Source organism: Kluyvera sp. Awk 3 (assembly GCF_028069715.1).
Lineage (GTDB): Bacteria > Pseudomonadota > Gammaproteobacteria > Enterobacterales > Enterobacteriaceae > Kluyvera > Kluyvera georgiana_A.
In genome coordinates, this window is sequence record NZ_JANEWH010000034.1 from 17,508 (window position 1) to 38,949 (window position 21,442).

The window sequence follows — 21,442 nt, forward strand, 5'->3', positions numbered from 1 at the left end:
GATAGCCATTTGCCGCGCCATAATGTTATTAAACTGTTGTACGGCATCATAAGATGAGGTCAAATAAGAAATCGATTACAAAATTGGTTGAATCCCGTTACTTCAGAAGTGAGGCTGCAATATGAGTGACCCAATCCGCGTAGGGCTGGTGGGCTATGGTTACGCCAGTAAGACATTTCATGCGCCGCTGATTAGCGGCACGCCAGGTATGGAACTGGCGATTGTCTCCAGCAGTGACGCCGCTAAGGTGCATGCCGACTGGCCTGCGGTCAGCGTGGTATCTGACCCCCAGGCGCTGTTTAACGACCCCGGTATTGATCTGATTGTCATTCCTACGCCGAACGATACCCATTACCCGCTAGCTAAAGCCGCGCTGGAAGCAGGGAAGAACGTGGTAGTCGACAAACCCTTTACCGTGACACTGTCACAGGCGCGCGAGCTGGACACGCTGGCAAAACAGCAGGGCAAACTGCTGTCTGTTTTCCACAACCGTCGCTGGGACAGCGATTTTCTGACGGTTAAGACGCTGATTAATGAAGGTAAATTAGGCGATATCACCCATTTCGAATCACACTTTGACCGTTATCGTCCGCAGGTTCGTGCCCGCTGGCGTGAACAGGCTGGGCTGGGTAGCGGCATCTGGTATGATTTAGGGCCGCATTTACTCGATCAGGCGGTCAATCTGTTTGGCTTACCGCAAAGCCTGTATGTTGATCTCGGCCAGCTGCGTCCGGGTGCGCAGGCGACGGATTACTTCCATGCGGTGCTGACCTATCCGCAACGTCGCGTCGTGCTCCACTCAACGTTGCTGGCCGCAGCAGAAACGGCACGCTATATCGTCCATGGCACACAGGCCAGCTACGTGAAATTTGGCCTTGACCCGCAGGAAGATCGCCTGAAAAACGGTGAGCGCTTGCCGCAAGCCGATTGGGGCTATGACATGCGCGACGGCATTCTGACCACGGTTGAAGGTGAAGAGCGAGTCGAAGAAAGCTGGCTGACGTTGCCGGGTAATTACCCCGCATATTACGCCGCCATTCGCGATGCCCTGAACGGCATCGGTGAGAACCCGGTGCCCGCAGGTCAGGCCATTCAGATCATGGAGTTGATTGAGCTGGGCATTGAATCCGCGAAGCATCGTGCTGCGCTGACGCTGGTATAAAGAGGCAGGAAAATCCCGGTAGCGAAAGCTACCGGGATGCTTTTTATCCGCGTTGGACGCGGGCGATGAGCGCCTGCTTTTCGCCCGCCGACAGGAATGCCATTTCCAGGCCGTTAATCTGCGCCTGACGAATCTGCGCAGGAGTTAAACCCGCGGCGGGAGCGGCGACACGGTATTCGTGTTGAATATCAATCCCTTGTACGGCCGGGTCGTCAGTATTCAGGCTGGCCAGTACGCCATGATCGAGGAAGGTTTTCAGAGGATGCTGCGCCAGCGACGCGACGGTACTGGTCTGAATATTGGAGGTCAGACAGGATTCAATGCCGATGCGTTTTTCCGCGAGGAAATCCATCAACGCCGGATCTTCAACCGCTTTGACGCCGTGACCAATGCGCTCCGCGCCAAGCTCACGAATGGCCTGCCAGATACTTTCCGGGCCGGCAGCTTCACCGGCATGGACGGTAATGCGCCAGCCAGCATCGCGCGCGCGCGTGAAGTGGTCGAGGAACAGAGTGCCAGGGAAGCCGAGCTCATCACCGGCCAGGTCGAGTGCGGTAATGCCATCGCGGTGCGCGAGAAGGGCGTTCAATTCTTCTTCACAGGCCGCCTCGCCGAATGTGCGGCTCATAATGCCAATCAGACGCGCTTCAACATTAAACGCCTTGCAACCTTCTTTTACCCCGGCAATCACGGCTTCTACCACGCCGTCTACCGGTAACTGGTGAGTCATCGCCATATAGCGTGGGGAGAAACGCAGCTCAACGTAGTGCAGGCCATTACGCGCCGCATCTTCCACGTTTTCATAAGCAACGCGACGACAGGCCTCTAAAGAAGCCAGCACCTTAACCCCCCAATCAAGCTTGCTGAGGAAACTAACCAGATCCGGTTCATTGCTGGTGACCTGCACGTGCGGCAGCAGCGTTTCCAGCGTAGAGGCAGGCAGCGACAGATTAAACTGGCGGCCGAGATCGAGGATGGTTTGGGCGCGAATATTACCGTCAAGGTGGCGGTGAACGTCAGTTAAAGGCAGGTTGGTATCGATCATGGCAGCACTCTTATTTTAGTTAAAGTGCAAATCATTATACCATAGGGCTATAACCGATTAAAAGTATCGAAAAAAACTCACGTAACAGGGCATTAGCGAAACGATCAGAAGATTTGCCGCAGTTTATTGTGTTGCCTGATGGTTGCCAAACCGCTCGCACGGCAATGCCCTGTCTCACTTTTATTCAGTGATGAGTTTTGCCACATTCGGCCGGTTGCGGTATTTATCTTCCCATGGCATCCCATAGCCCACCAGCAGATCGTCATTTTCCATTTCATAGGCATAGTACAATTTTGCCGGAATGGTCACGCGACCCGGTTTGACAAACAGAACGGCCACGGCAACAGAAGCCGGATGAAAATTGTCCTGGATATATTCAACAAGGCGCTTCATTGTGCCGCCAGATTCGATGGCATCATCGATAAGAATGACGTGGCGGTTCTCAATCTGAATGTTCTGGTGATAAACGATAGCCGAACTGTTATTGCGTTCGCCGGGTGTGTGCGGGCAGGAGATATAATCCATGTTAATGTCAAAATGGAGCTGTCTTGTCAGATCTGCCGTATAGAGAATCCCGCCCGGAACCACGGTAATGACCACGGCATCGGTGTAATCCTGGCTTAGCTGTGCGGCGACATTACGCACGCCTGCCGCAATACTCGCTTCGTCGAGAATGATATCGCCAATAGTGTGAGTGTTCATAGTAAGACCCGTTTTCGTTTATTAAAGGCGGTTATTGAGTTGAATTAACCCACCTTAATCACTAAAGAGGGGGTCTGTAAAAAGGTTTATGGCGGCGCTGTCGCGACGTTGCCTGATACGGGGCATTTCGTCGGCCAAAAACGAAGGAAACGGACGCGATGATATTCAAATCCACGCCGTTTAGCGTTAACGGAGAATTACGCCGTTTGGGGGGAATGCTTGATAATATGCAGCAAGGGATAGCGCTGCAGCCACCGTTTCTCCGCAACCCGGTCTGTGAAGATAGAGTATTTCTCATGCTCAAAGCGCGGCGTTGGCTTTAACCGCAATTCAAACAGATCTTCAAGTCCATAGGGCGCCACAATCTCAATACCCTGTGTTCCCGCTAGCCTTACGGCCACTGCCGTTGCCGTCTCGGGCCAGAAGCCGAGAGCATGTTCCGTGGAGTGGTAGGGGGCGTCACCGTTGCGTTGGTGCATCCGGGCCTGATTTTTTACCGACCAATTGAAGGTGGGATTGCGTCGTTTCAGCGTCTCCTCAAACTCAAGATCTTGCGCGGCGGAAGGCTGTTTATCATCGAACCAGACTACATCTACATCTGCCGGCATCGGTGGATACGGGTGCCCATGCAGGTGTGCCCAAACGGCGTCGCGGACGAACCCGGCGCCAATCCACCCGTCAGATAAGTGAAGATCATGTACGGCCGTGAGCGCCTGCATCCTCAGAGGATCGCGTGAAAGTAATGCCTGTAGTGCTTGCGAATAATCCATTGGCTTTCCGATAGCTTATGTTTTGGCGAACAGGTGCCGATTTTACAGTAACGGCAAAGCAGGCATGAAGCCGTTGTAGTCTCCTGTTAATAGCTTAGCGTAATCACCACCGTGTCGGTATAGGTCCCCGCCTCTGGCCACTGTTGCGGCGGCACTTTGCCATAGACCACCATTTGCTGCTGCTGTCCACTGTCGGCGTACTGTTTTTGCGGCGTCTCAGACGTCCATTGCGCGGTGTGGGCGGCGTCCTGGTAGAGATCGTAGCGGAGGCAATCTCCGTTATTACAGAGCTGGCGCGCGTTGCCATCCGGATGTAACCCCTCGCCGATGCTTACCGCGTAGCTGGTTCCAGTAGGACATTGAATGGTGATGTTTGCCGTTGCATTGGCTTCAAGCTGGCTGCTCTGCACCGGGCTTCGATGCCCGAAGTCCATATCATCGACGTTCAGTATCTCGCAACCGTTTTTGACCGTGGCGGTAGCGCTGATTTGATCGGTCACGGTGGTGCCGGAGAGCCCGCTGCATGAAGGGAGAGACTGCATAGATGACGCCGAGGCATAGCTTATCTGCACGCTAGTGGCGTAATCATAATAATTCCCCGCGCTGACGTTGTTTTGCCCGGCGTTGATTTTGCCAATCAACGGGATGTCGTGCTCGACGTTGGCTTGCCCCGAGGCCAGCTCAAGGTCAATCTGGGCGTAGACGTCACTGTTCTGGCTGAGCGGATGATGGAGATCATAAAGCGAATACAGCGAGAAATAGAGCGGTGTGGTCGACGGCTCATTCTGGCTCATCGGAATTGGGTCGTTGGCCATCAGCTTCAGGCAGGCGCGAACAAACTCGGTGTGGCCGTCATAGTTATTGCAGGTAAAAGGGAGCTTAGTGCTGGTGGCGCTACTCTGTCCGGGCGTGACGGTGCCAAAACTTAACCCCGCCGGGCTGCCGTTCCAGCAGTTTGCCGCCCTCGCGCCAGGGCTTAAGGTTAACATCAACGTGAATAATAGGGCGGTTAGCCCGAGAAGGCGATTTATAGACATCGTGCGTTGAGCGTCTCCAGTGAGCGAGTTGGACGGAATTTTTGCGGCAGCGTCACGCTGCAGGAAGAGGATGCCCATTGCACCTTCAGTCTGCCGCCTGCCGGAGGATCTTCAAGATAGATTTTGCCGTCGTAACCGGCGATCGTCTGTTGGGTTCCGCGCGCGGGCTTCTGGCCGTGACTATCGGCGACGTTAACCTGGGCAGAAAACGGTACGTTTTTTCCATCGGGCAAGGTCACCGTCAGCAGGACTGCCTGCGTTTTATAGATGCTGAACCGCGCGAGGGCGCCGCGGCCGGTTTGTGGGATCACCACTTCTTCGGTGTAGGGCGCGCGATAATCTTCCTCCAGACCCAGTGCATCGATATCAATTCGATTTTCCTGATAGGGATTGAGATTATTCAGGAACAGCTTGCCATTTTTATCCGTCTGACCCACCGGGCGATGTTCAAGATACACCGGGACGTGGGGGACGCTTGCCGTGTCGACGATGGCAAATGCGCTACCCAGAACACGGGTGGCGTAGAAATTACCGGAAAACAAGCCTAACGCGCCGGAGAGTGAACCATAAAGCGCGTTATTGTGGGTTTGTCGATTCATACCCAGCGCGATGTCACTCCAGCGAGTACGCCGTTGCAGGCTGGTATGCACATCACTGTTTTTACCGTTTTGCGCCGACAGGTTCCAGCCCCAACCCGGTTGGTTCGAATCCAGCGAACGTGAAAGACTGGCTTGAAGGGCATTTCCATCGTTATCGTGGCTGTTCTGCAGTGAAAGATAATCTTTACGCTGATTGAGCGGCATACTGAAATTCAGATAGACCGTGGTATTACGTTCGTCGCCCACTTCTTCGGTGATGCTGGAGGAGAGGCTGATCTGATGGGTGAGGCTTTTCGACCACGATAAGCCAAGATATTGCGCTGAGGAATCGCAGTAATTTTGCTGCACCCAGCTCATGCCGAAGGTACCGATTGCCTCGAAGGTGACACTGGCAAACGCGGAATCTTCACGGGTGGTAAGGCTGTTATCTGCGAGAGATGAAATATCGCGAAAGCCGCTATCGGCCTGCGAATGGTCGAGCGACAGATTGAACCTGCGGTTGTTCCACTGCCAGCCTGCGCCCCACTGACGCCCACCGTCGTGATGATAATGACCGCTTGCCACATTCGCGTGAATCACTCCCAGCCTCGGGGCCAACAGGTAATCCCAGCCGAGTCCCTGGTTGTGTAACGCTGCGCTCTGTTCCGCGTGAGCTTCCAGCGTCGCCCTGTTACTCAAGCCATAGCGCCAGTCGCCGACCCCGACTAACTGGTTGTCGTAACTGAAGGAACGCTCCGTATAATCTTTTCTAACCCATCCCGCGCTGACGCCCCAGGTCGTCAGGCCGGCTGACAGCAACTGCGTCGCGCCATACAGGTCGAGATTGACGACTCTCTGCTGGCCATTGATATCGGTAATCACCACTTGCGCCCCTTCATCGCCGGTAAAAATGGGGGCGGTATTGAGGGTGAACTGGCCGGGTTCTACCTTTTGCGAGGCGGTTTTGATGCCGCGAACGTACAGATCGACGGTCGATGGCAGGGTAACGCTATCGGTCAGAATGTCCTGCGATGAGGTGCTGAAGTTAGGCTGCGTGGCGTAGTTGTGGGCCAGGCTAATCCCGCCGAAGCGCACGCTATGGGTCCAGCTTTGAGTTGAGGTAAAGCTGTCGCCGAGCGTCATGGAAAACAATTTGTCGACGTTCTGGTAATTCCAGCTGCTCATCAACCGTTGGGTGCCGCTGTTGGTGCTCTCGCTGGCTGAGGAAGCCTGGGTGTTCATTGACGTCGAGAAGAACCCGGGGCCAAGGCCAAAGGTGCGAAACTCGCTGAACAGCGAAGCATCCTGCTCGCCGTTCTCATGACTGGTGAACACGTTGTAGTTCAGCGCCAGACCGCGCACTTCCGGCGACAATTGGGCGGCGTGCAGCAGATGCGAACCGTTGTGGTTAGTCAGCAGGCTATCACGACCAAGCCAGTTTTGGCTGGCGGCGATATTGACGCTTTGGCTCAGATTATCGAACGTAACGTTCAGCCCGTCCTGCGAACTGAAATCGACGTAGCCTTTCTGTTCAGGAAGCGACGCGGTTTTGATGTCTAACTTACGGGCGTCACTGGCGGCAATAAACAGCTTATTATCAATATATCTGGCCTTTACAAAACCTTTGATGGCTTGCCCGTTAACAAACGCGGTCAGGTAGAGCGTTTCGTTGTCGGCGGCGTGGGCGTAAAAACAGACCATAAACCACAGTGGAAGGGTCTTAAGGCGTAAGCGTGAAGGTCTGTTTTTGCTCATTATCGTTCAAATTAAGTGACAGGGATGACGCACTGCTGATTCCGTCAGGTAAAGGCCATTCCTTTTCACTGTGGGGCAATACATACCCCAATAACCCTTGACTCATCACCTGGCTACGGCCGCCTGTGAGCAGGGTAATATTGCCGAGTTTACTGTGCTGCGAGCCGTTATTACGCACCTTGAGCATGACCGGGCGGGTCGAACGGTCGAGGGTAAATTCGAGGTCCTGCGGGTTGGGTGGCTGTGGTTTGCAGTTGACGAATACCGGGATGGAGTAGCGCAGTAAAAAGCGCACGCCATCCTTGGGGGCCATATTGTTGGCGCCAGGAAGTTCGTCGATCACCAGTCGGTAGGCGCGTTCGTCACTGCCGCTGAGCGGGGCGGGAAGAATGACGCGAATCAACTGCTGGCGGCCCGCAGGGATATTGGTCATTGGCGGGCTGACCAGCAGATCCCCGGTGTCGCTAAGGACTTCTTTATTATTCTGCTGATGCCAGGCGTAGGCGCGGATCTGCGCGCCAATTGCCGCGCTACCTGTGTTCTTTACGTAAACGGCCTGCGCGGTTTCACCCGCGCAAAAGCCGATGTTGACCGGATAAACCTGAAGGGTGGCCGCCGCTGAAGGCAAGGTAAACAGCGCGCAGGATGCAACGATCGCCGCGCCAGAGAGTAAACGCTTCACAGGCTTCCCCTTCGGTTGTGGTTAGTAAGCGACAGTCAATGTGACGGTGTCGGAATAGTTGCCTGCAGGCGCCTGAGCCAGGGCATCGGCGGTGACGCGACCATAAATAGGGATCGTCTGAATGGAACCGGTGCCAATATTATCGACAGGTGTTTTGGATAGATCGCTACCGGAAGTATCCCCGTAGATGGTGTAGGCCACGGTATCGCCATTGTCGTTTGCCATCTCGTAGGTATGGTCGCTGGCGCTGCTGAGCTGATATTCCGTGCCATTGGTACAGGTCACGCTGGCCTGACTTGTCACCGTTAATTGCCCCGTATCACTGGGGTGCGAACCAAAATCCATATCACCTACGCTAATCTGGCAGGATTTTTCGACGGTAAGGGAGACATGCATATCGGCGGTTGCCGTTTCCGTGGTATCTGCGAATGCTGCAGATGAAAATAAAATGCTAATCGCAGTCAACGTTAATGCAGTGGCTTGACGGTTAATCACTTTAAGGCTCTCTAAAAAGATCTATTAATATTTCTTACTTGAAACTACGGGGGGCGGAGAATAGTGATTAAGAATTTTCTGAGATTGAGTAATCGTGCTATGTCTAAGCGATGTGAATAACAAGATCTGATATTAACAACTGAGATCTCATGCATTAACGCTGCGCAACGCCGGGCGACGTTGCGCAATAAGGGTTAGCGCAGGGTATGAATGGCGGCAATCAGACGTTCAACGCCTTGCTCGAGTTTCACGCGCGGGCAGCCAGCATTCAGGCGGATAAAGCCGTTGCCTTCCTCGCCATAGGTGTAGCCGGGCATGATCGCCACTTTTTGCTGTTTGATGAGGACTTCCTGAAGCTGACGGTCGTCGATGTGTAGCGGACGTAGGTCGATCCACGCCAGATAGGTGGCTTGCGGCATGCGCCATTGTAGCTCAGGGAAGGCGGCGTTCAGCGTCTGCTGAATGTAACGCATATTCTCCTGCAGATAGTCGCGTAGCGCGTCCAGCCACGGCTCACCCTGCTCATAGGCGGCAATATGGGCGACCAGCGCCGGTACAGACGGCGAGGAGAGGCCATCGCGACTTTTCAGAGCGTTGAGGTAATCATTGCGAGTGCTTTCGTCGTCAATCAGCCCGTATGCACCGGTAAAGGCCGGGATATTGAAGCTTTTCGAGCCCGATGTGAACAGCGCCCACGGCCCTTGCGCCACATCACACCACGGAATGTGCTGATGACCGTTCCAGGTCATGTCCATATGGATTTCATCGCTGATCACCCGCACGTTATGTTTTGCGCAAAGCGTGGCCATCGTTTGCAGCTCTTCGCGGGTCCAGACTTTGCCGGTCGGATTTTGTGGGCTGCACAGCAGTAACACGCGGTTATGCGGTTTAGCCAGCGCAGCCTCCAGCTTCGCCATATCACAGAACCATTCACCCTCACGCTGCTCCAGCGCGACGCCGACCACCTGACGCTGGTTGCCCTCGATGGTCTTAAAGAAAGCGTCATAGGCAGGCGTATGCACCACGATACCGTCACCGGGAGCTGACCACTGGCGGATCATCTCGGCCACCATATAGATAACAGAGGGCCCGTAGACGATGCTATCCGTGTTGATGGCGCTGTGAAAACGATGAGCGTACCAGTGGGCAATGGCGGGCAGGAAGGCGTCATTTTTCCAGCGGCTGTAGCCAAATACGCCGTGGGATAAACGTGCGCTCAGGGCATCGAGGATACAGGGCGCGGTGGCAAAATCCATATCCGAAATGGTAAAGGGCAGCAGATCGGCGTCGCCAAAACGGTCGGCCACATAATCCCACTGCGTACACCAGGTACCATGCCGGTCAATCACCGTCGAGAAATCAAACATGTGAGGATCCTAACGAAGAAAAGAGGTGAGATATTTTGCCCCCGTTATGAACGGGGGCAAAGGGGTTTAAGCCTGTACGGTATTCATCAATACCGACATTTCATCCTTAACCGACTGTACCTGCGGCCCAATAACGACCTGGAGGTTATGCTGGTTGAGTTTGACCACGCCAATGGCGCGGTTAGCCTTCAGTGTATCGACATCCACTTTATCCATATCGCTTACCGACAGACGCAGACGGGTGATGCAGTTGTCGAGGGACACGATGTTCTCCGCACCGCCCAGCGCCGCCAGGATAGCCGGGACGTTGTAGCCCGATTTACCGGTTACACCGCTGGTGGTGTGCTCAGCAGCTGGTGCGGTATCGATGTCGCGGCCCGGGGTTTTGATATTGAAGCGCACGATAGCGAAGCGGAAAATCGCGTAGTACACGGCGAACCAGACCGCGGCCACCACCGGCACCAAATACCACTTGGTGGACAGACCGTGCAGGATGCCGAACACCACGAAGTCGATGATATTGCCGTCAGTATTGCCGATGGTTACGCCCAGAATCGCCATCATGGTGAAGCCCAGACCGGTCAGCAGCGCGTGAATCACATACAGCACCGGCGCCACGAATAAGAACAGGAATTCGAGTGGCTCGGTGGTGCCGCCAACCACGCAGGCAATCACACCGGAAATCAGCAGGCCTTTAATTTTATGACGATTTTCCGGACGCGCGCAGTGGTACATCGCCAGCGCAGCGCCCGGCAGACCGCCGAGGAAGGCCGGCATTTTACCCTGCGATAAGAAGCGAGTGGCGCTTTCTGAGAAGCCGTGAGTTGTCGGGCAGCTCAGCTGCGCCTGGAAAATAGTCAGCGCGCCGCTGACGTCGTGGCCGCAGACGTCCATGGTACCGCCTGCTTCAGTAAAGCGAATCAACGCGACCAGAATATGATGCAGGCCAAACGGCAGCAGCAGACGTTCGCCGGTACCGAAAATCATCGGGCCGAAGTCACCGGCGCTGTTGATTACGTGGCCCAGCGCGTTGATGCCCATAGCGAAAATTGGCCATACCAGCGGGATCACCAGACCAACCAGACCGAGCACGACGGTGGTGATAATCGGCACGAAGCGGGTGCCGCCGAAGAAGGCCAGCGCGTCCGGCAGGCGGATAGTGTGGAAGCGTTCATGCAGCATCCACACGATAATCCCGCAGATGACCGCGCCAAGGATCCCGGTGTCGATGGATTGAATACCGATAATATTCTGAATGTTATTGGCTTTCAGGATCGCCGCATCGGTGGTGGGCAGAATGCCTTTTGCCGTCAGCCAGAAGTTAACGGCGAGGTTCATGACCGCGTAGCCAACAAAACCGGCGAAGGCGGCAACGCCTTTGTTGTCGCGCGCCAGGCCCAGCGGGATGGCAATACAGAACATCACCGGCAGGAAGCTAAAGGCGAACGAGCCAACTTTGCTCATCCAGATAAAGACCGCTTGCAGGAACGGCGTATCGAGCCAGGGCAGCAGCATCGTCACGTCATGACTGCTTAACGAACTGCCGATGCCGAGCATAATCCCACAGAAGGAGAGCAGCGCGACCGGCAGCATAAAGGTTTTGCCAAGCTGCTGGAAGAACTCCCAGAGGGTGACTTTTGGTGCGGTTTTCGCCGTCATGAAGCGACTCCTTATCCTGAAAAAGGGTTTCTTTTGAGTAACGGGAAAGGAAGATAAAACGTTTTATCATTTTTTAGTGAGAAACAAATCACAAAAGCAAGTGATAATACAGTTTATAAAGTACATACATTGATAAAACGTTTTATCGATTAAGCAGAAGGAGTCGCGCAGGAGCTATGGCGATTGCAAAGAAAGTCACCATTAACGATGTTGCGCTGGCGGCAGGGGTTTCTGTCAGTACCGTTTCGCTGGTCCTGAGCGGCAAGGGGCGAATCTCGCCGGCAACCGGCGAGCGGGTTTATCAGGCCATTGATCAACTAGGGTTTGTGCGTAACCGCCAGGCGGTCTCGCTACGCGGCGGCCAGACGGGAGTGATTGGCCTGATTGTTGGCGACCTGTCATCGCCTTTTTACGCAGAACTGACGGCGGGGATGACTGCTGCGCTTGAGTCACAGGGCAAAATGGTTTTTTTAACCCAGGGCGGCAAACGTGGGGAGCAGATGCTGCAACGCTTTGAAACCCTGATTTCGCAGGGCGTTGACGGCGTGGTGATCGCCGGGTCGGTGGATCAAGCTTCAGAGCTACGGGCCAAAGCGGCAGAAACCGCCACGCCGCTGGTATTTGCCTCGCGCGCGAGCTACCTCGACGAGGTCGATATTATTCGTCCGGACAATATGCAGGCCGCGCAGTTGGTGACTGAACATCTGATTCGTCGCGGTCATCAACGTATTGCCTGGCTTGGCGGGCAAAGTTCGTCGCTCACACGAGCGGAACGAGTGGGCGGCTACTGTGCCACGCTTATCAAGTACGGTCTGCCGTTTCACAGCGAGTGGGTGCTGGAGTGCGAGTCCAGCCAGAAACAGGCGGCGGAAGCGATAACTGCGCTACTTCGCCATAATCCGACCATCTCGGCAGTGCTTTGCTACAACAGCGTGATCGCCATGGGCGCGTGGTTCGGTCTGATGCGAGCTGGTAAACAAAGTGGCGAAGACAGCGTCGAGAGCTACTTTGAACAGCGTGTGGCGCTGGCGGCGTTTGCCGACGTGCCGGAGGCGGCGCTGGATGACGTCCCCTTGACCTGGGTGACGACGCCCGCCCGGGAAATGGGCCACAGCGTGGCCGAGCGGATTTTACAACGTATTGATACCGGCCAGGGGGCGGCGAGAAATCTGATTATGCCGCCGCGGCTGGTGGCGCGAAAATAATAAAAAGCCCCTCATTGAGGGGCTTTTGTTCATGTGGCGGTGAGACGGTTACGGCGCGGGTGCGGCGGCCGGTTCTTCCGGGTCAGCCAGCGTCGGAATACCAAACATACCGACAAAATCATCCAGCGGCATTTTCTGCCCGTTCAGCGTCACCTGACCATCGGCGTACTGCAGGCTGCTGGTGATAGCGTCATCCTGCGTGGTGGTCAGGCGGAACATCTGGCCCATTGCCGCCAGCCCCTGTACCTGCTGTTTGGCAAGCTTCGCCGCTTCATCCTGCTGATAGCCTTCCAGCTGTGCAACCTGGGTCATCAGTTCGGTGGCCATCCCGGTAGGGATGTTGAGTTTGGCATCCAGCGATTTCACGCCACGATCGAGCTGCTGTGCCAGCGTCTGTGCTTCACCGGTGGCCTGAGACGGGTCTTTCAGCGCCAGTGACAGGTTCAGCGAACTTTCGCCTTTGGCATTTTTCCAGCTAAGCGGTGACAGTGTCACAACTGGGTCGCCTTTCAGCAAAATCGGCAGCGAGCTGAATAGCGCGTCGACCGCTTTCTGCTGATACAGCTCCGGGTTTTGCGCCAGATCCGGCTGCGCCATCAGCGCCTGGGTCTGCGCCTGGTACTGCTGGCTGAACTGATGCATTGCTACGCCGTCGATGCCGTCGACTTTCAGCGTCAGCTGTCCGCTGCCGAAATCTTTATTTTGCAGCTTCAGGCTGTTGAGCGAGTAGTCCAGTTGGCTGTTGATCTTTTTGCCATCGGCAGTCAGCTCAGATTTGCCGGCGATACGCATATCGTTCAGTTCGGCCAGATCTTTTCCTTCCACACCAATCGCCAGACGCTCAACGCTCAGCGTCTGATCGCCGATGCGCTCATCAAAGGTGGTCAGTTTGCTGGAGCCGTCAGTTTTCAGGTTGTTGAAAGTGAACTGCACTTTCTGACCGTATTCATTAACCGCGTTCACCTGGCCGCTTTTGGCTTCGCCGGTCAATGACACCAGGTTGCCCTGGTTGTCGGCGGAAAGCGTGAATTCACCGCCGCTAAAGGTCACCTTGTCGGTCTCTTTTTCGTAATCCAGCGGTTTGAGTGAGATTGCGGATGCGGTATCGCCGTTGTAGCTGATGCGGGTGTTGATATCAAACGGCGATTGCCCTTTGGCGATATCAAACAGCGGCTTGGTGACGTCGTTATTAACCAGCACCGTGTTGACTGAGGCCATGGCAGGCACCAGGTTGAAGGATTTCAGCGAAGCCAGCGGGAAGGGACCATGGCTGACGTTTTCGTCCAGCAGCACGCTCTGACCCGGCTTCAGCCATGAGTCTTTAGCGCCAGCCTGCGGTTTGACGACCATTTTCAACTGACTGCTGAACACGCCGCGCTGGTAATCCTGATAGCTCAGCTCCAGTCCCGCTTCCGGCGCGGTCAGCTTCAACTGAGCGTTCGCCTGCGCGACCATTTCGGCGATACGTGATTCAAGCTGTTTACCCGTGTACCAGGAGCCCGCCGTCCAGATAACCCCTAAAGCGATAATGACACCTGCAGCAACCCGCGTTTTTTTCATCGTATTTGTCCATAAAAATGAAACCAGGCGGGAAGGCCGCCTGGTTAAGTCATAAGGCTATGCCAAAGAGTAGCAAGCCTGTCCGCAAACTTCAGTATTTACTTTAACTTATTATATACACGCGCTAAACGACCGCTGCCGCTCACCTGTACGGGTGACTCATTGGCTGCGACAAAGGCGGATTCACCCGGTTTCAGCACCAGACGCTGACCGTTTTTACTGAGTACCGACTCGCCTTCCACGCAGAAGACAATCGCCGCGCCGTCCTGAGCGAGGCTGGCTTGCTCTGCGGACAAATCGTGCAGGGAGAACGCAAAATCATCGACCGGAATCGGGAAATCCAGCTCGGCGCCGTGCTGAGTCGGTTGGGTGAGCAGTTCGTTCGCCGGTTTGGCGGTGAATTTGACGTTGGCGACCAGCTCCGGAATATCAATGTACTTCGGCGTCAGGCCGGCGCGCAGCACGTTGTCGGAGTTGGCCATCACCTCAAGGCCGGTGCCACGCAGGTAGGCGTGCGGCGTTTCGGCAAACAGGAACATCGCATCGCCTGGGTTCAGTTTAACGATGTTCAGCAGCAGCGGGGAGAAGAGGCCGCTATCGTCCGGGTAGAACTCGGCAATCAGGCGGATGGCGTCCCAGGCGTCGCCCTGTTGCGTTTCCAGCGCGGTGCGCAGCACGCGCAGGGCGTGGGCTTTTTCTGCTCCCTGCATATTCAGCAGGCCGGCGAAGAGGGCGCTGAGGCGCTCGCTGGTTGGTTCGGCGATAAACTGGCCGATAATCGGGTTGGCTTCAGCCACCGGCGTAAGCAGCGCGGCGATGTCGGCAAATTCGCGGAAGGCGTTCATCGCCAGGAACGGCGTCAGGGCAAAAACCAGCTCCGGCTTGTGATTGGGATCTTTGTAGTTACGCTCGGCGGCATCCAGCGGGATACCGGCGGCGTTTTCTTTGGCAAAACCCACTTCGGCGGCTATTTTGCTCGGATGCACCTGAATGGAGAGCGGCTGTGCGGCGCACAGTACTTTAAACAGGTAAGGAAGCTCGCCAAAACGGGCGGCGACTTTGTCGCCCAGTAGCGCGGTTTTGTCGGCATCAATGACATCACGCAGCGAGTGTACGGTTCCTTCGTTATCCGTTATCTTTGAGCTGCTCTTGGGATGCGCGCCCATCCACAGTTCCGCCATCGGCAGATCGTCAGGATTGGCCATTCCGTAGAGTTCCGTTAACGCAGTTTTGCTGCCCCAGGCATAGTTTTGCACTGAGTTGATGAGTTTTTGCATTATCAAGCCCTGTTTTAATGTGGATTCTTTGCGACGTATTAAAGCAAAAAAATGCGCTCTCGTATCCTCAAGAAATAAAAAGTCGTACTAGTCTCAGTTTTTGTTAAAAAATTGTGTACGATAGGGTAACTCGCTTTTAACCTGGGCAAATGGAAAGACTGCCCTTCACCACATCATCAAAGCTGTAAGTGAGAGCACAATGTCGAATAAACCTTTTTATTATCAGGATCCTTTTCCGTTAAAAAAGGACGAGACCGAATATTATCTGTTGAGTAACGACTACGTTTCCGTCGCAGAATTTGAAGGGCAGGAAGTCCTCAAAGTTGCCCCGCAAGCGCTGACGCTTCTCGCCAAACACGCCTTCCATGACGCCTCCTTCATGCTCCGTCCCGCGCACCAGCAGCAGGTGGCGGATATCCTGAACGACCCGGAAGCCAGCGAAAACGACAAGTACGTGGCGCTGCAGTTCCTGCGTAACTCCGATATCGCGGCCAAAGGCATTCTGCCAACCTGTCAGGATACCGGCACCGCGATCATTATGGGTAAAAAGGGGCAGCGCGTGTGGACCGGTGGCGGTGATGAGGCGGCGCTGGCGCGCGGGGTTTACGATACCTTTATCGAAGACAACCTGCGCTACTCGCAGAACGCGCCGCTGGATATGTACAAAGAGGTCAACACCGGCACCAACCTGCCGGCGCAGATCGATCTCTACAGCGTGGATGGCGATGAATATAAATTCCTGTGCATCGCCAAAGGCGGCGGCTCGGCGAACAAAACCTATCTTTATCAGGAAACCAAAGCGCTGATCACCCCGGCGAAGCTGAAAAGCTATCTGGTTGAGAAGATGCGCACCCTCGGCACCGCGGCCTGCCCGCCGTACCACATTGCCTTTGTCATCGGCGGTACGTCGGCTGAAGCGACGCTGAAAACCGTCAAGCTGGCCTCGACCAAATACTATGACGGCCTGCCGACCGAAGGTAACGAGCACGGTCAGGCGTTTCGCGATGTGCAGCTCGAAAAAGAGTTGCTGGAAGAAGCGCAGAATCTGGGCCTCGGCGCACAGTTCGGCGGAAAATACTTCGCCCATGACGTTCGCGTGATCCGTCTGCCGCGTCATGGCGCTTCTTGTCCGGTAGGGATGGGCGTCTCCTGCTCGGCTGACCGTAATATCAAAGCCAAAATTAACCGCCACGGTATCTGGATTGAAAAACTGGAGAACAACCCAGGTAAGTATATTCCGGAATCGCTGCGTAAAGCCGGTGAAGGCGAAGCGGTGAAGGTAGATCTCAACCGTCCGATGAAGGAGATCCTGAAGCAGCTTTCCCAGTATCCGGTCTCGACGCGCCTGTCGCTCAGCGGCACGATTATCGTGGGGCGCGATATTGCGCACGCCAAGCTGAAAGAGCGTATGGATAAAGGCGAAGGTCTGCCGCAGTACATTAAAGATCACCCGATCTACTACGCGGGCCCGGCAAAGACGCCGGAAGGCTACGCTTCTGGCTCTCTCGGCCCGACTACGGCAGGGCGTATGGACTCCTATGTTGACCAACTGCAGTCTGAAGGCGGCAGTATGATCATGCTGGCAAAAGGTAACCGTAGCCAGCAGGTAACCGACGCCTGTCATAAGCATGGTGGTTTCTATCTGGGCAGCATTGGCGGCCCGGCGGCGGTGCTGGCGCAAAGCAGCATCAAGAGTCTGGAGTGCGTGGAGTATCCTGAACTCGGGATGGAAGCAATCTGGAAAATCGAAGTGGAAGACTTCCCGGCGTTTATCCTCGTGGACGATAAAGGCAACGACTTCTTCCAACAGATTCAGGCGTCACAGTGCGCCCGCTGCGTGAAGTAATCTTTTAACCGCCCTTCGGGGCGGTTTCTGTTTGTACCATAATCATCTTAGCCTGCTTGAGCAATGTCACTTCACAATCACTTTGAATTCAAGGAGAAAGTAATGACAACGTCACGCCGCGAAAGCGATTCTATGGGGCCGATTGAGGTTCCCGCCGACAAACTGTGGGGCGCGCAAACCCAGCGTTCTCTCGAGCATTTTCGTATCTCCACCGAGAAAATGCCGCTTTCGTTGATTTATGCCCTGGCGCTGACCAAGCGTGCGGCGGCTAAGGTGAACCAGGATTTAGGTCTGCTGAAGGCCGACAAAGCTGGCGCTATCATTGCGGCAGCGGATGAGGTGCTGAACAACCAGCATCCGGACGAGTTTCCGCTGGCTATCTGGCAGACCGGTTCGGGCACGCAGAGCAACATGAACATGAATGAAGTGCTGGCAAACCGCGCCAGCGAGCTGCTGGGCGGCGAGCGTGGCATGTCGCGATTAGTGCACCCGAATGACGATGTGAACAAAAGCCAAAGTTCTAATGATGTGTTCCCCACGGCGATGCACGTGGCGGCGGTGATTGCGTTACGCGAACATCTGCTGCCGCAGCTGGCTGTGTTACAGGAAACGCTGCGTGAGAAATCCGAGCGTTTTCGCGATATCGTTAAAATTGGCCGTACCCATCTGCAGGATGCTACGCCGCTCACTTTGGGCCAGGAGTTCTCCGGCTGGGTCGCGATGCTGGAGCATAACCGGCGCCACCTGGAACAGAGTCTGCCACATTTGAGCGAGCTGGCGCTGGGCGGCACGGCGGTGGGGACCGGGTTGAATACGCATCCAGAATACGCGGTACGGGTGGCGCAGGAGCTTGCTGCATTGACTCATCAATCGTTCGTCACCGCGCCAAACAAGTTTGAAGCGTTGGCCACCTGCGATGCGCTGGTGCATGCGCACGGCGCGTTAAAAGGGCTGGCGGCCTCGCTGATGAAAATCGCCAACGACGTACGCTGGTTGGCTTCTGGCCCTCGCTGCGGTATCGGTGAACTGTCGATACCGGAAAACGAGCCGGGGTCATCCATTATGCCGGGTAAAGTGAATCCGACTCAGTGTGAAGCGATGACCATGCTTTGTTGCCAGGTGATGGGCAATGATGTGGCGGTCAACATGGGAGGAGCATCGGGTAACTTTGAACTGAACGTTTATCGACCGATGATTATTCATAATTTCCTGCAGTCGGTACGTTTGCTGGCGGATGGCATGGAAAGCTTTAACGAGCACTGCGCGGTGGGCATTGAACCTAACCGCGAACGTATCGACCAGTTGCTTAACGAATCGCTGATGCTGGTGACGGCACTTAACACGCATATTGGCTACGATAAGGCGGCTGAAATTGCTAAAAAAGCGCATAAAGAGGGGCTGACGTTGAAGAACGCGGCGCTGGCGTTAGGGTATCTCAGCGCCGAAGAGTTCGATCGTTGGGTACGTCCGCAGGATATGGTCGGCAGTCTGTCGGATAAGGCTTAATCCGTCGCCAGCCAGAGGTGGAGTCGGGGAATTATCAGCCGTAGCGGCTGCGCCTCGGGTTTGTGGCGATATTGTACGTTATCGGCGTCATAGTTTAACAGCTCGCCCAGGTCAGGTACGCTGACGCCATTGCGACCGGAAATCACCGCAATCAGTGGGCTGGGACAGGCGTACTGCACTTGCTTTTGTTCGCCCGCGTACCATACGCGGGCAATCGGCTGTACCTTCACCGGACGCTTAATCTTCAGCCTGGCTTTCTGCGGCAGGGCGGCAATGTCCTGATACTCACGTTCCAGACGCGCTTGCCACTGCTCGCGGGTCCACGGCGGGACGGCGCGCGGCGACTTCAGGCTTTTCTCCAGTTGCGTCAGCACTTCATCGCGCGTCAGATTCTTGATGATATGTTTATTCGCCCAGCCAAAACGAATCGTGCTCGGGTCGGAGAGCAGCGCAAGCGAGCGGTAGGCATTGAGCGTAATCAGCCCGGGGATGTAGCGATGCACCCACTCGAAGCGCGACACGGGCGGTAGGCCAGAATCAACGGTGATGATTTTTTCCAGTTCAGCCTTCAGGCCGTTAATCTGTTGCACTCGGGCGCTTATCGCCTCGTGTTGCTCGCTGCTGGCCTGCAGGCAGATGGCGCCCGGCAGGCGCACTGCCGCTTTACTGCTGCGGTTTTCTGACTGCTGCTGGATAAACAGATGGCTAAAATGCTGGAGCGCCATGGCAAAGGCTGTCTGCCCCAGATGCTGTTGAACCTGAATCTGCGAGAGCGGCGCGTGTTCAGACTCTTTACGGACCTCAGGCAGCACAAAAATGCGCGCTGTCAGCAGACGGCATGCCGACAGTTCGTTACGCAGTTCGGCAAGGTTGCGCTCAAGCTGGCGAAAAGTATCGGTGAGTCGTTCAACGAGATCGTAGCGGGTCACGGTGGTTGTCCTGATTTATTAGTTACAACATACTTTATATTGATCACTATAAGCCAGGATGCGGCACCGTGCAAACCGCGGTCAGCTAGCCGCGGGCAGGGAGATGTGGTGGTAAATCGGCCACTGTAAGCTGAAGCGCGCGCCGCCAAGCGGACTGCTATCGCAGCTCGCGTGGCCGCCCATCGCAGTGGCGATAGAGTGAACAATCGCCAGACCCAAGCCACAGCCGCCGGTGGCGCGATCGCGGCTGGGGTCGAGGCGGACAAAAGGTTCGAAGACGCGTTCGCGTTCGTCAGCGGCAATGCCGGGGCCATCATCGTCCACCTGCAGGCAGGCCATGCTGCCGTTGAGCGTGAGGCTTATCTGAATTTTCGCCTGGCTGTAGCGCATGGCGTTATTAATCAGGTTATCGAGCACGCGTTCCATCAGGCGCATATCGAGTGCGCCGTAGTCGCCTTGCGTCAGCTGATTCAGCGTGATTTCGCGCTGCGGGTTTACCGCCTGTACGTCTTCAACGTGTGCGGCAATCCAGCCAGGGAGGTCGGGCGTGGTGAGCGACAGTTCGGTTTGCGGGCGATCGAGACGGGCATAGGTGAGCAGTTCCTCAATCAGGGCTTCGAGCTGGCCAATGTCCCGATTAAGCGCCTGTGATTCGGCTTCAGTGAGATTCTCACTCATTTCCAGCCGATAACGTAAGCGCACCAGCGGCGTGCGCAACTCGTGGGCAATACCGTCGATGAGCTGTTTTTTGCTGGCGATCAGCGCGTTGATGTTGTCGGCCATCTGGTTAAAGGCGACGCCTAAACGCTCAAAGCTCGACAGGCTGTCAAAGTGAATACGCTCTCCCAGATGCCCGTCACCAAAGCGTTGGGCGGCATTTTCCAGGCGCAGCATGTCCTGCCAGTGCGGACGCATCCAGATAAACACCGGGAAGGCCAGTGAAATAGCGATAAACGCCATTAGCGCAATATCGAGCAGGCGCATCTCGTGCATAAAATAGAGATAGGGGATGGGACCGACGGCCAGCACGTAGTGGCTGCGCGGAATGCGCTGAATAAAGGTGTATTCATCGTCCAGCGCCACGATATCGCCTGCACGCAGGTGCTGCATGGCGTTTTCACCCAGCTGGAATTTGCTCAGCGGTTCAATACGTAGATCGAATGACAGGTTCAGATCCAGCTCGTTGAGGGTTTTGCTCCAGTTACGCGGGGGAATTTCGCGCAGCTCGCTACGCATTAAATAGAGTGAGCTCTTCATCAGGTCATCAAGCGACTGACGACCCGCGCGTTCGGCGGTAAATTTATAGACCAGCCCGACCAGCATGGTCATGACCAGAAAGCAGACAAACAGCAGCAGATAGAACTGCACAAACAGCTTTTTCATTTAAAACCACCGAACGTTCAATGTGTTAGCTAGTCAGCACATCCTCTGGGCCAACTCGTTCCTGCCAATGCGCTGATTGAAAACAGCGAAGCGAGCGCCATCACGGGCCGCGATCTGGCAGATTACACTGTCTAAACCCTTTCTGCATTCTCCTGGACTATCATGTTTGTGATAAAAGTTAGCCAGAGGCTCGGGGAGAGGGGCATGGAAAGATAGGGGAAATAGGTTTGAGTACGCTGAGACACGAAAATGAATGAAGACCGATAAAAAATAAATGTAGCCCTGGCGGTCGTCACAATGTCACCCAACAGAACAAATGATACTTCATGCCTGTTCAAATAACCCATTGTATTTGTGTGTTTATTTCAGCGCGAAAAAATGGTTTATTTTTTGTGCTAACCCAAACTATTAAGTGTACAACAAATATTGCGAAGGTCTTTTTTTAATCAATAATAATAAAATAAATTAATGTAACCTATTGATT

Annotated in this window: 17 protein-coding genes; 4 read left to right on the forward strand and 13 right to left on the reverse strand. The window is 55.1% G+C overall.

Going from position 1 to position 21,442, the window contains the following annotated elements:
- Window positions 1–121 precede the first annotated feature (121 nt).
- Window positions 122–1,162, forward strand: a complete 1,041-nt coding sequence (locus tag NNN71_RS09560) for an oxidoreductase (protein WP_271458392.1) — start codon at window positions 122–124, stop codon at window positions 1,160–1,162.
- 43 nt (window positions 1,163–1,205) lie between these two features.
- Here NNN71_RS09560 and add read toward each other — a convergent pair whose 3' ends face one another.
- The 9 genes from add to malX all read right to left on the reverse strand — a co-directional run bounded on the left by add (window position 1,206) and on the right by malX (window position 11,252).
- Window positions 1,206–2,207 carry an adenosine deaminase gene (gene add, locus NNN71_RS09565; protein ID WP_271458393.1) on the reverse strand — a complete coding sequence of 334 codons (1,002 nt, stop codon included), beginning with the start codon at window positions 2,205–2,207 and terminating at the stop codon, window positions 1,206–1,208.
- Window positions 2,208–2,387: 180 nt separating this feature from the next.
- Entirely contained in the window at window positions 2,388–2,909 is a 522-nt protein-coding gene (locus NNN71_RS09570; RefSeq protein ID WP_271458394.1) for a phosphoribosyltransferase, read from the reverse strand.
- Window positions 2,910–3,106: 197 nt separating this feature from the next.
- The gene (locus NNN71_RS09575; RefSeq protein ID WP_271458395.1) at window positions 3,107–3,679 is read right to left on the reverse strand and encodes a nucleotidyltransferase family protein; all 573 of its coding nucleotides are present in this window, start codon (window positions 3,677–3,679) and stop codon (window positions 3,107–3,109) included.
- An 86-nt stretch (window positions 3,680–3,765) separates the two neighbouring features.
- The gene (locus tag NNN71_RS09580) at window positions 3,766–4,716 is read right to left on the reverse strand and encodes a Csu type fimbrial protein (protein ID WP_271458396.1); all 951 of its coding nucleotides are present in this window, start codon (window positions 4,714–4,716) and stop codon (window positions 3,766–3,768) included.
- Window positions 4,707–7,049, reverse strand: a complete 2,343-nt coding sequence (locus NNN71_RS09585; protein ID WP_271458397.1) for a fimbria/pilus outer membrane usher protein — start codon at window positions 7,047–7,049, stop codon at window positions 4,707–4,709. The genes NNN71_RS09580 and NNN71_RS09585 overlap by 10 nt, the downstream gene beginning before the upstream one ends.
- Window positions 7,015–7,731: a fimbrial biogenesis chaperone gene (locus tag NNN71_RS09590; protein WP_271458398.1), complete on the reverse strand. Its 717-nt coding sequence runs from the start codon at window positions 7,729–7,731 to the stop codon at window positions 7,015–7,017. The genes NNN71_RS09585 and NNN71_RS09590 overlap by 35 nt, the downstream gene beginning before the upstream one ends.
- A 21-nt stretch (window positions 7,732–7,752) precedes the next feature.
- Window positions 7,753–8,226, reverse strand: coding sequence for a Csu type fimbrial protein (locus NNN71_RS09595; RefSeq protein WP_167575935.1), 474 nt, complete (start codon window positions 8,224–8,226; stop codon window positions 7,753–7,755).
- Window positions 8,227–8,420: 194 nt separating this feature from the next.
- On the reverse strand, window positions 8,421–9,593 hold the full coding sequence (locus tag NNN71_RS09600; RefSeq protein ID WP_223802553.1) for a MalY/PatB family protein: 1,173 nt from the start codon (window positions 9,591–9,593) through the stop codon (window positions 8,421–8,423).
- A 66-nt stretch (window positions 9,594–9,659) separates the two neighbouring features.
- Window positions 9,660–11,252, reverse strand: a complete 1,593-nt coding sequence (malX, locus tag NNN71_RS09605) for a maltose/glucose-specific PTS transporter subunit IIBC (RefSeq protein WP_271458399.1) — start codon at window positions 11,250–11,252, stop codon at window positions 9,660–9,662.
- Window positions 11,253–11,428: 176 nt separating this feature from the next.
- Here malX and NNN71_RS09610 point away from each other — a divergent pair, with 176 nt between their 5' ends.
- The gene (locus tag NNN71_RS09610) at window positions 11,429–12,457 is read left to right on the forward strand and encodes a Mal regulon transcriptional regulator MalI (RefSeq protein WP_271458400.1); all 1,029 of its coding nucleotides are present in this window, start codon (window positions 11,429–11,431) and stop codon (window positions 12,455–12,457) included.
- Between the two features lie 48 nt (window positions 12,458–12,505).
- On the opposite strand, the gene NNN71_RS09615 is transcribed toward NNN71_RS09610, so the two are convergent.
- Together NNN71_RS09615 and manA are read right to left on the reverse strand one after the other, a co-directional pair.
- Entirely contained in the window at window positions 12,506–14,017 is a 1,512-nt protein-coding gene (locus tag NNN71_RS09615) for a YdgA family protein (protein WP_271458401.1), read from the reverse strand.
- 98 nt (window positions 14,018–14,115) lie between these two features.
- Window positions 14,116–15,294 carry a mannose-6-phosphate isomerase gene (gene manA / locus NNN71_RS09620; protein WP_271458402.1) on the reverse strand — a complete coding sequence of 393 codons (1,179 nt, stop codon included), beginning with the start codon at window positions 15,292–15,294 and terminating at the stop codon, window positions 14,116–14,118.
- 199 nt (window positions 15,295–15,493) lie between these two features.
- On the opposite strand from manA, the gene fumA reads away from it, so the two are divergent.
- Together fumA and fumC are read left to right on the forward strand one after the other, a co-directional pair.
- A complete protein-coding gene (fumA, locus tag NNN71_RS09625) occupies window positions 15,494–17,140 on the forward strand; it encodes a class I fumarate hydratase FumA (RefSeq protein ID WP_167575929.1) in 1,647 nt (548 codons plus the stop codon).
- Window positions 17,141–17,242: 102 nt separating this feature from the next.
- Entirely contained in the window at window positions 17,243–18,646 is a 1,404-nt protein-coding gene (gene fumC / locus NNN71_RS09630) for a class II fumarate hydratase (protein WP_271458403.1), read from the forward strand.
- On the opposite strand, the gene tus is transcribed toward fumC, so the two are convergent.
- Both tus and rstB read right to left on the reverse strand, forming a co-directional pair.
- On the reverse strand, window positions 18,643–19,575 hold the full coding sequence (gene tus, locus NNN71_RS09635) for a DNA replication terminus site-binding protein (protein WP_271458404.1): 933 nt from the start codon (window positions 19,573–19,575) through the stop codon (window positions 18,643–18,645). The two genes, fumC and tus, sit on opposite strands and share 4 nt — an antisense overlap.
- An 81-nt stretch (window positions 19,576–19,656) precedes the next feature.
- A complete protein-coding gene (gene rstB, locus NNN71_RS09640; protein ID WP_271458405.1) occupies window positions 19,657–20,958 on the reverse strand; it encodes a two-component system sensor histidine kinase RstB in 1,302 nt (433 codons plus the stop codon).
- Between the last annotated feature and the right edge of the window lie 484 nt (window positions 20,959–21,442).

Bases quoted from the DNA above. Each gene is read 5' to 3' on its own strand.
- NNN71_RS09560 (WP_271458392.1), top strand. From the start codon at position 122: ATGAGTGACCCAATCCGCGTAGGGCTGGTGGGCTATGGTTACGCCAGT.
- add (WP_271458393.1), bottom strand. From the start codon at position 2,207: ATGATCGATACCAACCTGCCTTTAACTGACGTTCACCGCCACCTTGAC.
- NNN71_RS09570 (WP_271458394.1), bottom strand. From the start codon at position 2,909: ATGAACACTCACACTATTGGCGATATCATTCTCGACGAAGCGAGTATT.
- NNN71_RS09575 (WP_271458395.1), bottom strand. From the start codon at position 3,679: ATGGATTATTCGCAAGCACTACAGGCATTACTTTCACGCGATCCTCTG.
- NNN71_RS09580 (WP_271458396.1), bottom strand. From the start codon at position 4,716: ATGTCTATAAATCGCCTTCTCGGGCTAACCGCCCTATTATTCACGTTG.
- NNN71_RS09585 (WP_271458397.1), bottom strand. From the start codon at position 7,049: ATGAGCAAAAACAGACCTTCACGCTTACGCCTTAAGACCCTTCCACTG.
- NNN71_RS09600 (WP_223802553.1), bottom strand. From the start codon at position 9,593: ATGTTTGATTTCTCGACGGTGATTGACCGGCATGGTACCTGGTGTACG.
- malX (WP_271458399.1), bottom strand. From the start codon at position 11,252: ATGACGGCGAAAACCGCACCAAAAGTCACCCTCTGGGAGTTCTTCCAG.
- NNN71_RS09610 (WP_271458400.1), top strand. From the start codon at position 11,429: ATGGCGATTGCAAAGAAAGTCACCATTAACGATGTTGCGCTGGCGGCA.
- NNN71_RS09615 (WP_271458401.1), bottom strand. From the start codon at position 14,017: ATGAAAAAAACGCGGGTTGCTGCAGGTGTCATTATCGCTTTAGGGGTT.
- manA (WP_271458402.1), bottom strand. From the start codon at position 15,294: ATGCAAAAACTCATCAACTCAGTGCAAAACTATGCCTGGGGCAGCAAA.
- fumA (WP_167575929.1), top strand. From the start codon at position 15,494: ATGTCGAATAAACCTTTTTATTATCAGGATCCTTTTCCGTTAAAAAAG.
- fumC (WP_271458403.1), top strand. From the start codon at position 17,243: ATGACAACGTCACGCCGCGAAAGCGATTCTATGGGGCCGATTGAGGTT.
- rstB (WP_271458405.1), bottom strand. From the start codon at position 20,958: ATGAAAAAGCTGTTTGTGCAGTTCTATCTGCTGCTGTTTGTCTGCTTT.